Annotated in this window: 10 protein-coding genes; 6 read left to right on the top strand and 4 right to left on the bottom strand. The window is 60.7% G+C overall.

All coding sequences use genetic code 11. The features are described from left to right. Positions 1-121: 121 nt before the first annotated feature. Together BCA01S_RS25530 and BCA01S_RS25535 are read left to right on the top strand one after the other, a co-directional pair. Positions 122-1,174, top strand: a complete 1,053-nt coding sequence (locus BCA01S_RS25530) for an NAD(P)-dependent alcohol dehydrogenase (protein WP_027779352.1) — start codon at positions 122-124, stop codon at positions 1,172-1,174. 204 nt (positions 1,175-1,378) lie between these two features. Next, entirely contained in the window at positions 1,379-2,335 is a 957-nt protein-coding gene (locus tag BCA01S_RS25535) for a LysR family transcriptional regulator (RefSeq protein WP_027779353.1), read from the top strand. A gap of 44 nt (positions 2,336-2,379) precedes the next feature. On the opposite strand, the gene BCA01S_RS25540 is transcribed toward BCA01S_RS25535, so the two are convergent. Together BCA01S_RS25540 and BCA01S_RS25545 are read right to left on the bottom strand one after the other, a co-directional pair. After that, positions 2,380-3,516, bottom strand: coding sequence for a nucleoside hydrolase (locus BCA01S_RS25540; RefSeq protein WP_027779354.1), 1,137 nt, complete (start codon positions 3,514-3,516; stop codon positions 2,380-2,382). Between the two features lie 151 nt (positions 3,517-3,667). After that, the gene (locus BCA01S_RS25545) at positions 3,668-4,651 is read right to left on the bottom strand and encodes a hypothetical protein (RefSeq protein ID WP_027779355.1); all 984 of its coding nucleotides are present in this window, start codon (positions 4,649-4,651) and stop codon (positions 3,668-3,670) included. Between the two features lie 125 nt (positions 4,652-4,776). Here BCA01S_RS25545 and BCA01S_RS25550 point away from each other — a divergent pair, with 125 nt between their 5' ends. The 4 genes from BCA01S_RS25550 (at position 4,777) to BCA01S_RS25565 (ending at position 11,724) form a co-directional block, all read left to right on the top strand. Continuing rightward, positions 4,777-5,622, top strand: a complete 846-nt coding sequence (locus tag BCA01S_RS25550) for a M15 family metallopeptidase (protein WP_027779356.1) — start codon at positions 4,777-4,779, stop codon at positions 5,620-5,622. A 273-nt stretch (positions 5,623-5,895) separates the two neighbouring features. Beyond that, positions 5,896-9,765, top strand: coding sequence for a type VI secretion system membrane subunit TssM (gene tssM, locus BCA01S_RS25555; RefSeq protein WP_027779357.1), 3,870 nt, complete (start codon positions 5,896-5,898; stop codon positions 9,763-9,765). Next, positions 9,762-10,754 (top strand): type VI secretion system-associated protein TagF, encoded by a 993-nt coding sequence (tagF, locus tag BCA01S_RS25560; protein WP_027779358.1) that lies wholly within the window; start codon positions 9,762-9,764, stop codon positions 10,752-10,754. The genes tssM and tagF overlap by 4 nt, the downstream gene beginning before the upstream one ends. A gap of 4 nt (positions 10,755-10,758) precedes the next feature. Beyond that, positions 10,759-11,724, top strand: coding sequence for an OmpA family protein (locus tag BCA01S_RS25565; protein ID WP_027779359.1), 966 nt, complete (start codon positions 10,759-10,761; stop codon positions 11,722-11,724). A gap of 91 nt (positions 11,725-11,815) precedes the next feature. On the opposite strand, the gene tssA is transcribed toward BCA01S_RS25565, so the two are convergent. After that, positions 11,816-12,934, bottom strand: coding sequence for a type VI secretion system protein TssA (tssA, locus tag BCA01S_RS25570; protein ID WP_027779360.1), 1,119 nt, complete (start codon positions 12,932-12,934; stop codon positions 11,816-11,818). Between the two features lie 35 nt (positions 12,935-12,969). Next, on the bottom strand, positions 12,970-15,645 hold the full coding sequence (gene tssH / locus BCA01S_RS25575) for a type VI secretion system ATPase TssH (RefSeq protein ID WP_027779361.1): 2,676 nt from the start codon (positions 15,643-15,645) through the stop codon (positions 12,970-12,972). Positions 15,646-15,666 lie beyond the last annotated feature (21 nt).

Here is a 15,666-nt window from a genome sequence, read left to right on the forward strand (position 1 = left end):
CCGATCCGCGCGGTGGTCCGACGCTCTGATCGAAACATTGGCAAGACCTGGCCGAATCGGCGACATGTATCGCCCATCGCGGGCGCCTTGCAACATTCACCCTCTTTTGCTGGAGCTACCCATGAGTACGACATATGCCTATGCCGCGACCGACGCCAGCGCGCCGCTCGCCCCGTTTGAAATCCAGCGCCGCGAACTGCGCGCGCACGACGTGCAGATGGAAGTGCTGTATTGCGGCGTGTGTCACTCCGACCTGCATCAGGCCCGCAACGAATGGAAGAACACGGTGTATCCAGTGGTGCCCGGTCACGAGATCGTCGGCCGCGTCACCGCCGTGGGACCGGACGTCACGAAGTACAAGACGGGCGATCTCGTAGGCGTAGGTTGCCTCGTCGACTCGTGCCGCACCTGCGCAAGTTGCGCCGAAGGCCTCGAGCAGTATTGCGAGAACGGTTTCGTCGGTACCTATAACGGCGTGGACCGCGTCGACGGACAGATTACGTACGGCGGTTATTCGACGCAACTCGTCGTCGACGAAGAATTCACGCTGCGTGTGCCGCAAAATCTCGACCCAGCCGGTGTTGCGCCATTGCTGTGCGCGGGCATCACCACATATTCGCCGCTGCGCACATGGGGCGCTGGCCCTGGCAAGAAGGTCGGCGTTGTCGGCCTCGGCGGTTTGGGTCACATGGGCGTGAAGCTGGCGCGTGCGATGGGCGCGCATGTCGTGCTGTTCACCACGTCGCCGTCGAAGATCGAGGACGCGAAGCGGCTGGGCGCACACGAGGTGGTGATCTCGAAGAACGCGCAAGAAATGGAAGCGCATGCGAACAGCTTCGATCTGATTGTGAATACTGTGGCTGCGCCGCACGACCTGAACCCGTTCCTTAACCTGCTCAAGCGAGATGGAACGATGACGCTGGTAGGCGCGCCGGAGCACGATCATCCGTCGCCGCAAGTGTTCAACCTGATTTTCAAGCGCCGCCGCCTGGCCGGCTCGCTGATCGGCGGAATTGCCGAGACGCAGGAGATGTTGGACTTCTGCGGTGAGCACGGAATCACTTCGGATGTCGAAGTTATTCCGATGCATAAGATCAATGAGGCTTATGAGCGGATGTTGAAGAGCGACGTCAAGTATCGGTTTGTGATCGATCTCGATTCTTTGCGGAAGTGATTGAGAGGGTTGCTGCCTGCGGCGCGGTATTTTTTTCGCGCCTGCGGGCGGTGGCTTTGTTTTGCGGATTTTTGTGGTTTGGAGTTCTGTTTCTGGGTGGAACCTTTGCGCAGCAACAACAAAAACAAAGCCCCAGCGTAATCAATCAAACACCCAGACAGCCCGCCGCAAAGGCAAAAAGCTAACCCCAACGAGAGGCACCGAATGATGGACAGAATAACCGCCATGCGCACATTCATCCGGATCGTGGACACGAACAGCTTCACTCGTGCAGCGGAATCGCTGAACATTCCGCGCGCGACGGCGACTACCATCGTCCAGAATCTGGAAGCCCTGCTCGGCACGCAGTTGCTCGCCCGTACCACGCGGCGGCTCAGCGTCACTCCGGAAGGCGCCGCCTATTACGAACGCTGTGCGCAAATTCTCGCCGATATCGACGAAATGGAAGCCAGCATCCGGCACGCCACCGATAACCTCACCGGCCGCCTGCGCATCGAAATGCCTGGCTCGGTAGCGAGCGCGATCGTGCTGCCTGCGCTCGACGACTTCCATACGCGCTATCCCAACCTGGACCTTGCCGTTGGCGTCAGCAATCGTACGGTGGATCTGGTGTCGGAAGCAATCGACTGCAGCATCCAGCTCGGTGAATTGCCGGACTCGAATCTCGTCGCGCGGCATCTCGGCACGCTCGAGCATGTGACCTGCGCAAGCCCGGATTATCTCGCGCGATACGGCACGCCCACCGACCTCGACGACCTGCGCGGGCACGTCGCGGTCAATTGCATGTCGCCGCATAACGGCCGCGAAGTCGCATTCGATTTCGAAGTGGACGGCGAAGCGCAAAGCGTCAAAGTGAATGGTTTCGTGAAGGTCAGCGACGAGCAGGCGTATCTCACCTGCGGACTGCAAGGCCATGGGCTCATTCAACCTGCGCGGATCGCCGCGCAACCGTACCTCGACTCAGGACTATTGCGTGAAGTACTTCCGCAATGGAAGCCTGTGCCCATGCCCGTTTCGATCGCCTATCTGAAGAATCGCCGCGTGTCGCCCCGCGTGCGCGCATTCGTGGACTGGCTCGCGGAGTTGTTCGAAAACGCCGAACACGTCGATCAGGACCTCTCGCGCGTGCGCCAATTGCTGCGGGGCTTGCATCCCGCGTGAAGCGGATTCATGCAGCCTCGCAGCAGTACACGCGTGACAATAGATCAGCCTGGCAGCGGCACCGGCCGGGTCAGCAGATCCACATAGAAATTGAAGAAGTTCTGATTGTCGAAGCGTTTGACGATGGTCATCTTCTGCAATCCAGCCGGCGGTGAGCTTGCATAGCCGGTAGCTTTGCCGTCATTCGCGCCGAAACTCGTATCCACGTCCACCCACTCGTCCACGGTCTGGGTTGCAAACGAAGGATGCATCAAATACCCGAGTGTCAGTGTGTCCCATATGTTCGTGGTGTAGTTCGGGTTCGTCTCGAAGCCGTTCTTGCCGTCGAAACCGTAGCCATTCAATGTCTTGAACAATTGAGTAATGATGGTCTGCTTCGTTGGATCGTGTGCAATACGGTCGTAAAGCGCCTTGTCCATTTTCACGGTGTCCGTCACGTCGAGCGGCACGACGACCTGCTTCACCGGCAGATGCAGCACCTCTTTCGCTGCTTGCGGATCGAACCACCAGTTGAATTCCGCCGTTGGGGTGGTATTGCCCGGCACGTCGATCGCGCCTCCCATATAGATGATCTGTTTGATCAACGGCACGATCTCGGGATGCTGACGCGCGGCGAGTGCGATATTGGTCAATGGTCCGATTGCAAGAATCGTCACCTCGCCGGGATTCTGCTTCACTGAATCGACGATGAAATCCACCGCGCTCTTGCTCTGCACCTTGGTGTGGGTCGCGAAGCCGTCGGGCGGTGCCACGAGGTCGCTATCCGACTTCGGCTCGGGCGTGCCCCAAGCGCCGAGATAGCCGTCGCCGCCGGGGAATTGCGCCATTTCTGCCTGGATCGTGGCGAAGTCATGCGACAGCGCAAAGTTTGCGCCCGCATAGACGCCGATCTGCTTTTCGACGCCGAGCCGCTCGACTGATTTCAATGCATCCGCCACACCTTGCTTCAACCATTGATTACCCGACACTACGGTAATGCCGAGTACTTTCAGCGATCCCTGCGCCTGTAATTGCACCGCCATGACGCCGAGCTGGCCGTCGTCGCTCAGCGTGTTGTAGTCGCTGTCGATAATGACCTTGGGGGGATTGGAAGGATTCAGTTCGCTGCCGCCGCATGCCGCAATGACCAGAGCAGTCACGACGCTTGCTACATAGCTCAATGCCACGAAAAACCGCTTCATTGATGTCTCCTGTTCTATCGCATCGGTGTGCGACTAGGGAGAGTCATCATAGACTTAAAGACGCCGAAATCAAACCGGAGTATCGACGAGGCTCGCGGATAACGCGAACCTCGTCAAGGCCTCTTGAACAGAACACTCGTATGGCAAAGAGTCAGGGCTGACGCGCTTGCTGCGCAGAACCTGGGCATGCGGGGTCTTTGCCCCAATGACCGTCGCACACGCGCCAGCGGCACAACTGGTCTTCGAAAAAGCCACGCTGCCCGCACTCTTTCACGCGCTCGGCAAGCTTTGCATTGCCCGGCGCCGCCGAGGTAGGCACCTTGGCGGTCGGACTACTGCCGCCGGCCTTGCTGTCCGCCGGTTTGGTCCGTGCAACAAGCGCGGCCAATAGATCGGCGTCCGAATCATCTTTCGACGTCGCGCCCGGCTTCGTTTTCTTCGCCTGCGTGGCGGCAGTCGTCGTGCCGGAACGATGGCTGCCCGCGCTTGCCGTTACGGTTTCCTTCTTGCCGTGCGCCGCTGCCTCGTGCTTGCTCCTGCTCGCAACGGTCGTCGAACTCTTGTCGTGCTTCGCCGCCGACGCAACCGCTGGCGCCGTTCCGGGCGCGCCGGCGACCGGAGCGACCGACGCAACCGACGCAACCGAGGCTGAAGCGCCGCTCGGCACAGCGCCGTCAGCAAGCGCCCGCGACAAGCGGTTGTCCGCCAGACCCGCGGACGCCGATGTAGAAGAAGCCGCGGCTTTGCTGTCGCTGTCATCGGCGATGATCGTCGCCGCTTGCGACGATGCCGGCGCGGGCGCTTGCGCACTCGCGGCGACCTGAACGGTTGCGCTCGCAACGGAGGCCGGTACGGCGGCCTTGGCGACGTTGGCCCCACTCGCGGGCACGGCGCCAGCGACCGGCTCCGCAGGCGCACGTTGTTGCATGTGCCACGCGCCCCAGCCCCCCGCTGCGATCACAAGCAGGGCGACCAGCGCAACCGGCGTTCTTGACCGGCGTGGTTTATCGTTAGGCGGCGCGACGCGGCCTTCCAGATTCGCAAGAATTCGCGAACCATTGCCATCTGCGCCTTTAGCCTTATCGGATAACAGGCTAGGCGGGGCTTTGGAATTTGAATTTTCCGGCGCACTCATTCACTGTCTCATTGAATCCTGGATTATTTCGCCGTGATAATACTGCTCCGGCTCCTCTCCGAGCAGGCCTGATTCTAAGAGCAAGCATTACAAAATACAATTGTTTCCACTTTCCGGGGTCGCCATTGATTGCCGTAGTACTTCTTGCCTATTTCACCATCGCGGTTGTGTTCGCCGCATTGCTGCTTTTGCCGGCGGTCCGCGCTTCTCTATTAGACGCGGCACTGACCATTCATGGACGCGTTATGCGCGGGGCATCGCGCAGCGCATATGTCGCGCGCGGTCAATTAGCACGCTCGGCAAGAATTTCGCAATCCACTGCGATGGATGTGAAGAAATTACTGGCGCGTCGGCGCTTGCTGATTTTTACCACCACAGGTATTCTTGCGACGCCGCCATTGGTGGCATTGGCATTACGCGGCCGGCAGTTATTCCAATTCGACGAAACCGCACGGGTACCCGACGAGAAAATTGCTGCCTTACTAAACGGCGAACAGCTCGTACCCCCGCCGCCGCTGCCGCCGGAGGTGTTTGCCACGCGTGAAGTCGAGCAGATCCGGCCCGCGCTAAAAGATGCGAGCCGCGACTGGAATCTGCTCGATGCCGATTTCAGAACGCGTTTATTGCTCGTCTACAAAATCATGCACGAGCAGCACGGGTACGAAATGGCTTTGCTTGAAGGTTATCGCAGTCCGGAGCGGCAAAACCGGCTCGCGCAAATGGGGAGCAACGTCACCAATGCCGCTGCGTTTCAAAGCTATCACCAATACGGTCTTGCGGCGGACAATGCGTTTCTACGCGACGGCAAGCTCGTCATTTCAGAAAAAGATCCCTGGGCGATGCGAGGCTATCAGTTATATGGGCAAACAGCCGAACAGGTCGGCCTGACATGGGGTGGCCGCTGGAAAATGATGGATCTCGGGCACGTTGAATATCACAAACCCGGCTTCGTCCTCGGGCGGAGTCATTAAAACGTAACGGGTACAAGAGGCTGGAAAATGGGGCGATCAATCATTATTTATGGCAAAAAGCGGCAATACAAACCGCAATCGGCCATACATCGGTGCATTCATCGGGCCGCTATTTGCAACGACGGCACTCACGCATTTAACAATTCACCCGTTTTCATGTTTGTCCCGAACCCGCTTTCGTTTTCTTTCGCTTCGGTTTCAAACGCTGCACTCGCGTGATGCCGTTTGCCACGGCACGCGCCACAACACCAATCATCAAGACCTGAACGGCTTATGCGACGCATTCTCAACGTGTTGACCCATCCACGCACGCTCTCGATCATCGGCCTGCTCGCGCTCGCTGCTGTGTTGTTCGTCGGCGCCGATACATTGCAGATCGACCTGATGTGGCCGGCCATCGCACTCGGCGTGGTGATCGCGCTATGGCTGCTCGTGTGGGCGGTGCGCCGCCTGCGCGCGCGGCGCGCGAACCGCAAGCTCGGCGAGATGCTGGAACAGCAGGCCGAGACACAGAGCACAGAGGCCGGTCCTGCGCCCACGCCCGCCCGCCAGGCGGAACTCGACGTGCTGCGCACGCGCCTCGTCGATGCGGTCAAGACCATCAAGACCTCGAAGATCGGTCAGGTCTCGGGCGGCTCCGCACTGTATGAGTTGCCTTGGTACATCGTGATCGGCAACCCCGCCGCCGGCAAGAGCAGCGCGGTGTTGAACTCGGGCTTGCAATTTCCCTTCGCCGACAAGAACAACGCGGTAATTCACGGCATTGGCGGCACGCGCAACTGCGACTGGTTCTTCACGACCGAGGGCATTCTGCTGGATACCGCCGGACGTTACTCGGTGCATGAGGAAGACCGCACCGAATGGCTCGGCTTTCTCGGCCTGCTCAAACGCTTCCGGCCGAAAGCACCGATCAACGGGATCATCGTGACGGCGAGCCTTGCGGAACTCACCAGCAGCAAGCCGGAATTCGCAATCAACCTCGCGAAGAACCTGCGCCAGCGCGTGCAGGAATTGACCGAGAAGCTCGAAGTTTTCGCGCCTGTCTACGTGATGTTCACGAAGGCAGACCTGATTACGGGCTTCACCGAATTCTTCAGCGGCAGCGACCGTCATGAATACGACCGCGTGTGGGGCGCCACCCTGCCCTACGAACCGGACGAGAAGCGCGACGTAGTCGGGCTTTTCGACGAGCACTTCGAAGAACTGTACGACGGCCTGAAAGAAATCAGCGTCGCGCAAATGTCAATCAATCGCGGTAATAAGCTCTCGCCAGGTCAACTGAGCTTTCCACTCGAATTCTCGACGATCAAGCCGGCATTGCGTGCTTTCCTTGCTACGTTGTTTGAAACGAACCCGTTCCAGTACAAGCCGATCTTCCGCGGCTTTTATTTCACGAGTGCATTGCAGGAAGGTGAAACCAATAGCTCCGCGGCCACGCGCATCGCGAACCGCTTCGGCCTGAGCGCCGACAGCATGCCGAAGCCGCATAGCGCATTCTCGAAGAACGGCTTCTTTCTGCGCGATCTTTTTTCAAAAGTAATTTTCGCAGACCGGCAAACGGTCAAGCAGTTCGCAAGCCCCGCGAAAACGCGCATGCGTTATGCAACGTTCTTCGGTTTCGTCGCTGCGCTGGCGCTCGCACTCGGCGGCTGGACCTGGTCGACCATCGGCAATCAGCAACTCGCCGAGAACGTGAAAGCCGACCTCGACAATGTGGTGCGCCTGCAGCAGAACCGCAACGATCTGCAATCGCGCCTGCAGGCCATGGACGTTCTCGAAGACCGTATCGACCAGTTGGAACAGTTCCGCCGCGACAAGCCGCTCGCCGTTTCATTCGGTCTGTACCAGGGCGACCGTCTCGAAGAACGCCTGCTTACCGAGTACTACAACGGCGTGCGCCAGATCCTGCTCGATCCGGTTTCGCAGAACCTCGCGTCGTTCCTGAAGGAAGTCAACGCGCATCCCGATCAGCTTGCGCCGCTTAACCGCACGCCCGATGCGGCCGCCATTCCCGTCTCGGCTCACATGGCCATGGCGGCGAACAGCCAGGGCGGGCTTTATAGCGACGCATCGCCAACCAACGTCGAAGACGCGTACAACGCGCTCAAGACGTATCTGATGCTAAGCGACAAGCGTCACGTGGAAACGGCTCACCTGACCGACCAGGTTGCGCGTTTCTGGCGCGGCTGGCTCGAAACGAATCGCGGCAACATGCCCCGCGACGAGATGATCCGCAGCGCGGAGCGCATGATCACGTTCTACCTGTCACGCGTATCCGACGACGACTGGCCGATGATCGACCAGAACCTCGGCCTCGTTGACCAGACGCGCGAGAACCTGCGCCGCGTGGTGCGCGGCATGCCGGCGCGTCAGCGTGTCTACGAAGAGATCAAGGCGCGCGCGTCGACCCGTTTCGCGCCAATGACCATTGCGCGCATCGTCGGCGAAAACAATACGTCGCTCGTGGCGGGCAGCTACGCGATTCCCGGCACGTTCACGCGTGAAGCGTGGTTCCAATACGTGCAGCCTGCAATCCGCGACGCCGCGACGAAAGAACTGCAAGCGAAAGACTGGGTGCTCAACACCTCCGCTCACGACGACCTCACGCTCGAAGGCAGCCCTGAGCAGATTCAGAAAGCACTCGTCACGATGTATAAGACCGAGTACGCAATGCACTGGCAGAAGTTCATGCAAGGTATTGCGGTGCAGAGCTTCGGCAGTTTCGGACAAGCGGTGGACGCAATGAACCGTCTCGGCGATCCGCAGGATTCGCCCATTCGCAAAGTACTCGAAACTGCTTACGACCAGACCTCGTGGGATAACCCTTCGCTTTTCAATGCAAACCTGAAACGCGCGCAAAGCGGCGTGACGAGTTGGTTCAAGCAATGGTTCGCGCGCGCGCCGACCGGTCAATTGAACGCGAACATCGACATCAACGGTAATCCGGTCGAATTGACGATGGGCCCGATCGGCCAGGAGTTCTCCGCGCTCGGCCGCATTGTCGTGACGGGCGACAACGGCTCGATGCTCAAGGGCTACATGGACACGCTGTCGAAGGTCCGTACGCGCTTTAACGTCATCAAGAATCAGGGCGATCCCGGGCCGGGCGCGCGCCAGCTCATGCAGCAGACGCTCGACGGCAGCGGCTCCGAGTTGGCCGATTCGCTCAAGTATGTCGACGAGCAGATGTTGACGGGTCTCACCGACTCACAACGCAAGGCGTTGAGGCCGTTGCTGGTGCGTCCGCTGATGGCCGCGTACGCCGTGGTGATTCAACCCGCGAGCGTCGAAGTCAACAAGGTGTGGAATGCGCAGGTGTATCAGACGTTCCAGAGTTCGCTTGCGAACAAGTATCCGTTTGCCGGCGATGCGAAGGTCGAAGCCGGCGCGGGCGAGATTGCGCAGGTGTTCGGACCCGACGGCTCGATTGCGAAGTTCGTCGGCACCACGCTCGGGCCGCTCGCGGTGCGCCGCGGCGACACGCTCACCGCCCGCACATGGGGCGATATGGGCCTCGCGCTCACGCCCGACTTCACCAACGGCTTCGCGCGTTGGGTCGCGCCGCTTGCAGGCGGCGCAGCGGGTGCGTCGGCGGGTCAAAGCTCGGCCGAGCCGCAGACGGTGTTCCAGATTCTGCCGCAACCGAGCAGCGGAACGACCGAGTACACGCTCGCGATCGACGGTCAGCAGATGCGCTACCGCAACACGCCGCCACAGTGGACCAACTTCGTGTGGCCGAATCCGTCGGGCTCGCCAGGCGCTACGCTGAACGCGACGACCTTCGATGGCCGCACGCTGCAGCTCGTCAACGAGCCGGGCCGCTACGGTCTGGAGAAGCTGATCAACTCGGCGCAACGAAAGCGCCGACCGGATGGGACCTTCGACCTGTCGTGGACCCAAGGCAATGTGACGGTGGCGGTGAGCATGCGCATCATCAGCACGTCGCAAGCATCGGGCAGCAGCAGCGACGCCCCGCAACAGCAGAGCCTGCGCGGTTTGCGCCTGCCGTCGTCGGTAGCGGACGTAAGTGCGGCGGCCAACTCGGTCACCGCAACGGCCACGAACACGGCGGCGCCCGCGTCGCCAGCAGCGCGGCCGGCCACGGCCGCCACTGCGGTTTCGAACACAGGGAGCGCGCAATGACGCAGACCGTGCAGGCGCAGATCGCGTACTTCGGCAAGATTCCGTCGCGTGGGGACTTCGTAAAAAGCGCGCACAACCCGCAATTGCTCGCCACGCTGGACCGCTGGATCGCCGAGGCAATGGAATTGCTCACTGACGATCCGCGCTGGAAGATCGTCTATGAAAATGCGAAGCCCATGCACTTCGCGTTCCTCGGTTCGCGCAGCAAGCTCGCCATTGCGGGCCACATGATGGCGAGTCACGATCAGTCGTCGCGCCGCTTTCCGTTTCTTGCGGCAACCGCGCTCGAAGTCGAAAAGCCGCTCACGTTCCTCGCACACAGCCCGCTCGCTTTCGCGCGTTTGTGGTCGCGCGTGTCGGCGCAGATGAAGCCGTTGCTTGGCGCAAGCGAGCCGGCCGGCGCATTGCAGGCGCTGGGCGAAACGCAGGTGCCGATCGAGATTGGCGGCGGTCCGGGCAATCCGCATGACGGCACCTTCAACGACTTTGTCGAGCACCAGACGCTCGCCGGGCTCGAACAGATGCTGCTGGCAAGCGGCCATCCGGTGCGCTTGCGCGGCGCGATGCTCGCGCTCGGTTCTCTGCTGCGTCCCGTGATGCAAAGCGGCTCGTCGCATCTGGAACGCGGACTCACGCTGCCGCTGCCTAACGATCCGTTCTATCGCAGTCTCGTTGCGGCATTCTGGCTCGAACTGATCGCGCCGTTCGTCGCGCAGGCGGATTTCGAACTGGCGATTTTTATCGGCACAATCGCCGAGCGCGAGCGGCTCATTGTCGGCTTTAACGGCGCGTCGGCGAAAACGCTGCATAGCGTGGTCGATCCGCAAGCCTATGCAGCACATAACATCGATATCGACGATCCCGAGTGGATCGACGAACACGCACAAAACGATCATGGCATCAGCAAGCTTGTCAGCTACCTCGACCAACCGCAACTGTCCTTGCGCGTCAGCATCGACACGTTCCGCGAAGCCTTCACGGGAGCGTAATGCAATGCTGAACTCACGCACCAGGATCGCCGTGCTGCTCGCGGGCTTGATGTTCAACGCGTCGGCGCACGCCGACAACGACGGCCCCGCCCGCGTCACACCGGTCGACAACAGCGGCATTTCTATTCGCACTACGACACTGCCCGCGCCTTCGGCCTACCCGTCGGCTACTGCGGGCAATGTGGGGCCCGCGGTGAACACCGCCGGCCTCGCGAGCGGCACGACCGGCGCGGGCACCGGCGCCGTCACGGCATCGCCGCCGCCCGCTAACGCGGCGCCCGGCCAGGTCGTGGTGGGCGGCAAAGTACCGGACGAAGCGACCAAGGCTGCTGTGCTCGCACGTTTGCGCGACACGTATGGTGCAGCCAGCGTGGTCGATCAGATCGAAGTCGCGGACGTCGCGACGCCGCCTAACTGGTCCGCCAACGTGCAAAAGCTGATCGGCCCGCAATTGAAGCAGATCAGCAAGGGCCAATTGAAAATCGACGGCACGCAGATCGACGTCAAGGGAGAAGTACGCAACGAGTCGCAGCGTCAGCAACTTGCGAGCGATATGGCGAATGCGCTGAATCCCACCTATACGATCAAGAACGGTCTGCGCGTTAGTGCATCCGAGCAGGGCTTGCTGGACCAGACGCTCGCGAATCGTACGATCGAATTCGAGACCGGCAGCGCGACGCTCACGCCGCAAGGCCGCGCCATTCTCGATCAGATGGCTGCGGCGATGCTGAAGATGACCACGAAGACGGTGGCGATTATCGGTCACACCGACAACTCGGGTAACCGAACCTCGAATATCGCCTTGAGCCAGGCACGCGCCGATGCCGTAAAGGGCTACCTCGTCGCGAAGGGCATTCCGCCGCAACAGATGAGCACGACCGGCGTCGGGCCCGATCAGCCGATTGCATCGAACGATAGCGCCGATGGGCGCGCACGCAATCGCCGCATCGAGTTTCGCGCGGGTTCCTGAGCGAACCAACGCGTCAGCGCTTGAACTGCTCGCGTAAAAAAAACCTGGCTCGGTCAAGCGACTCGAAGCCAGGTTTTTTTAGCGCGGACCTCTAGCCGTTTTCTTCCGGCTTTACACCGAGCAACTCGCGGATATGCGCGAGCGATCCGTCGTCTTTCACCACGGTCGAAAGCCACTGATGCAGCGGCATGTCCGCGGCCTCGGCGGCCTTGTCGGCAAAGTAAGCAGCGGGATTATGCGGCTCCGTAGTGCGAAAGAACCGTGCCACCGCACGCAACTGCGCGACGGCCTGCGCGCGGCTCTGGATTCCTGCGACTGCGTTGGTCGGCGTCGTCGTCAACACGGGCTCCTCGCGTTGCGGTGAAGTCTTGAAGGTGGGTTCGGCCCGTTCCAGCTCGTGATGCGTGGGCGCGCTCGATCTGTCGACAGACGTCGGTTGCGCATCCGCATTCACGCCCAGTTCGCGCGCAAAACGTTCGGCCAGCCGATAAACGCTTTCATACGCGTCTTTCGCCTGACGGAAGCTCGGTGCCGAGTCAGCGGCGCGACGGTCCAGTTCCTGTTCGAGTGCGAGCATTGCCGCTTCGAACGCCTTGAGTTCGGCCAGCAGTATTGAGTAAAACGCGGGCGGCGTCGCGCGTTTCGATGCGTCGATCTGCTCGATGGACGGCTTGCCGCGCGCAATGTCGTCGGCATGATCGGGATCGCGCTTCACGGCTTGCGCAACATGTGTTGCCACCTCCCAATCGATGGTGCTGTAAAGGTTGCCTTGCGACGACGTAAGCGGCATGGCGCGCAGCAGATCCCCGGTGCGCCCAACAAGCCATGCAACGTTGCCGAGTCGATATTCGGTGTCGTCGCCCTCCGGCAGCGGATGGATTGTGTCCCAGAACTTCTCGCACAACCCAGCCAGCAACGTGTAACCCTGCGTGAGTCCGCTCACGCCTTCTTCTATGGCAAGCGCTTCCGTGAGCCACACAGCGAGCCGCAAGTCTTTGGTCTGCGTCTGCAGCAAAGCGCTCGAACGCTCGATAACGAACGGCCAGTCGGCTTCCTTGATCTCGGTGATCCACTCGCCTTGATCCAGCGATGGGTCTTCGAAACGCCGGGCGTGCTGGATTGCATCGAAGTCGGCGGAGAAAAGCAGATCTTCGCCACAGGGCGCGGCTTCGCTGATTGGAGCGAGCAGCGTGTTCAGATTGGTCGGCATGGCACAGAGCTATCAGAATGCATTTGTGAAATTGCTTAGGCGACGGCGTATTCGAACTCGCCCGCCTCGCTTGCGCGCACCGAAATACGTTGAATCGCCACGCCGTTGGCTATGCGCTCCAACACGTGTTGTGCGACTTCGGGCAACAGCGTGCCGTTCAGAATATGGTCGACGTTGCGCGCACCGGAATCCACTTCGGTGCAGCGCGCGAGGACCGCATCGACGAGAGACTCGTCCCACTCGAACACCGCCTTGTGATTCGATTCTATGCGGCGGCGAATCCGCTCCAGTTTCAACGCGATGATCTCGGCAAGCACGTCGTCGGAAATCGGATAGTACGGCACTACTTTCATGCGCCCGAGAAAAGCCGGTTTAAATGCTTTGTACAGTTGTGGGCGCAAGGTTTCAGCTAGTGCATCGGCGTCAGGCAATTCCTCGGCGGTTTTGTTCAGACACGCCTGCATGACCGCTTGCGAACCGACATTCGACGTGAGAATGATCAGCGTATTGCGGAAGTCTATTTCGCGGCCTTCAGCGTCATCCATCGTGCCTTTATCGAACACCTGAAAGAACATTTCGAGCACATCGGGATGAGCTTTTTCGACTTCATCGAGCAATACGACCGAATACGGGTTGCGGCGCACCGCTTCTGTCAGCACACCGCCCTCACCATAGCCGACGTAGCCCGGCGGCGATCCTTTGAGGCCAGACACGCTATGCGCTTCCTGGTACTCGCTCATGTTGATCGTCACCATCTTGCGCTCGCCGCCGTACAGCACATCGGCGAGTGCGAGTGCCGTCTCGGTCTTGCCGACACCCGACGGTCCGACGAACATGAACACACCACGCGGCTTGTTCGGATCTTCGAGATTCGCGCTTGCCGTGCGCACTCGTTGCGCGATGGCTTCCAGTGCGTGATCCTGTCCTATCACCCGCGCGCCAAGTAATGGCTGCAGGTTGAGCACGGTCTGGATTTCGTCCTTGACCATGCGGCCGAGCGGAATACCTGTCCACGACGCGACGATTTCCGCGACGACGTGGCCGTCCACCTGCAACGGCACCATGGGCTGACCGCCCTGCAATGCACGCAATTCGGCGACGCGAACCGCGAGTGTTTCGCGCGCCTGTTGCGCCTTCGCCCCTTGCTCCGCGTCCGCGCTACTCACCCGCGCGGCGTCGATCTCTGCCCGCAAGCCGACGATCTCGCTCACCAATGCGCGCTCCTTGTCGTAACGCGCTTCGTCTTCGGCGAGATCCTTCAGGTCTTCTTCGCGCAGTTCGCGCAACTGCGCGAGCCGTTCGTCGTGAAGCGCCCCGCTCGCCACTTCGCGCTCGAGCGCCGCAATTTCCGCGTCGATACGTTCGAGGCGCTTCTTCGTGTCGTCGATCGCGGCCGGTGTCGAACTGTGCGCGAGCGCGACTTTCGCGCAAGCGGTGTCAAGCAGGCTGATCGCCTTGTCCGGCAGTTGCCGGCCGCTAATGTACCGATGCGAGAGGCGCACTGCCTCGGTAATCGCGTCGTCGAGCACCCGCACGTTGAAGTGCTTTTCCATCAACGACGCCATGCCGCGCAACATCGCTGCCGCAAGCGTTTCGCTCGGCTCCTCGATCTTCACGACCTGGAAACGGCGTGCCAGTGCTGCGTCTTTCTCGAAGTACTTCTTGTACTCGCTCCAGGTGGTCGCCGCGATCGTGCGTAATTCGCCGCGCGCCAATGCCGGCTTCAGCAGATTCGCCGCATCGTTCTGGCCAGCCTGGCCGCCCGCGCCGATGATCGTATGCGCCTCGTCGATGAACAGGATGATCGGATGCGGGCTCTTCTTGACCTCGTCGATCACATTCTTCAGGCGGTTCTCGAATTCGCCCTTCACGCTGGCGCCTGCTTGCAGGAGGCCCATGTCGAGTACATGCAGCGCCACGCCTTTGAGCGGTGCAGGCACGTCGTCTGCCGCAATGCGAAGCGCGAGCCCTTCGACCACCGCAGTTTTACCGACACCCGCCTCGCCTGTCATGATCGGATTGTTCTGCCGGCGCCGCATCAGTATGTCGATGGTCTGGCGAATCTCGCCTTCGCGGCCGATCACCGGATCGATCTTGCCTTCACGCGCTCGCTGCGTGAGGTTGCTGGTGTAGGTATCCAGTGCCGGCGTCTTCGACGGTGCCCCCACGGCCGCGTCCGCTTTCGCTGCGTCGCTCGCGCTTTCGTCCGAACCCTGCGCCGCATCGCTGCGCTCGACTTCGCGAGAGCCTGCAGTCAATTCGTCGAACTTATGCTTCAGATCCGTCACACGCACATCGCCCAACAATGGCGACATCCGCTCGGCGAATTGTGCGAGATCGGGTGCGCTCAGCAACGCGAGCAGCAAATGCCCGGAACGGATGCGCCCAATCTGCGAATCGAGCGACGCAATCAGCCATGCCTGTTCGAGCAGATCGATCAGCTGTTTCGAGAACACCGGCGTACGCGTATTGCCTGTTTTCAGGCGCTGTAACTCACGCTCGATATCCGCGCGCAACGCATGTGGATCGATCCTGCTTGCGCGCAGCACTAGCGCAACATCGCTTGCCGGTTCATCGAGCAGCGCAAGCAACAGATGTTCGAGATCCACCTCGTAATGACCGCGGGCAAGACAGTTGTTCGCCGCCAGCAACGCTGCTTGCCGGCAAGTCGGATTCAGTTTCGCGATCAGGGTATTGAGGGACGTGCTCATGTGGTGCGATCCGGTCAGGTT

The sequence above is a fragment of the Paraburkholderia caledonica NBRC 102488 genome (assembly GCF_000685095.1).
GTDB lineage: Bacteria > Pseudomonadota > Gammaproteobacteria > Burkholderiales > Burkholderiaceae > Paraburkholderia > Paraburkholderia caledonica.

Bases quoted from the DNA above. Each gene is read 5' to 3' on its own strand.
- tagF (WP_027779358.1), top strand. From the start codon at position 9,762: ATGACGCAGACCGTGCAGGCGCAGATCGCGTACTTCGGCAAGATTCCG.
- BCA01S_RS25535 (WP_027779353.1), top strand. From the start codon at position 1,379: ATGATGGACAGAATAACCGCCATGCGCACATTCATCCGGATCGTGGAC.
- tssA (WP_027779360.1), bottom strand. From the start codon at position 12,934: ATGCCGACCAATCTGAACACGCTGCTCGCTCCAATCAGCGAAGCCGCG.
- BCA01S_RS25530 (WP_027779352.1), top strand. From the start codon at position 122: ATGAGTACGACATATGCCTATGCCGCGACCGACGCCAGCGCGCCGCTC.
- tssM (WP_027779357.1), top strand. From the start codon at position 5,896: ATGCGACGCATTCTCAACGTGTTGACCCATCCACGCACGCTCTCGATC.
- BCA01S_RS25545 (WP_027779355.1), bottom strand. From the start codon at position 4,651: ATGAGTGCGCCGGAAAATTCAAATTCCAAAGCCCCGCCTAGCCTGTTA.
- BCA01S_RS25540 (WP_027779354.1), bottom strand. From the start codon at position 3,516: ATGAAGCGGTTTTTCGTGGCATTGAGCTATGTAGCAAGCGTCGTGACT.
- BCA01S_RS25565 (WP_027779359.1), top strand. From the start codon at position 10,759: ATGCTGAACTCACGCACCAGGATCGCCGTGCTGCTCGCGGGCTTGATG.
- tssH (WP_027779361.1), bottom strand. From the start codon at position 15,645: ATGAGCACGTCCCTCAATACCCTGATCGCGAAACTGAATCCGACTTGC.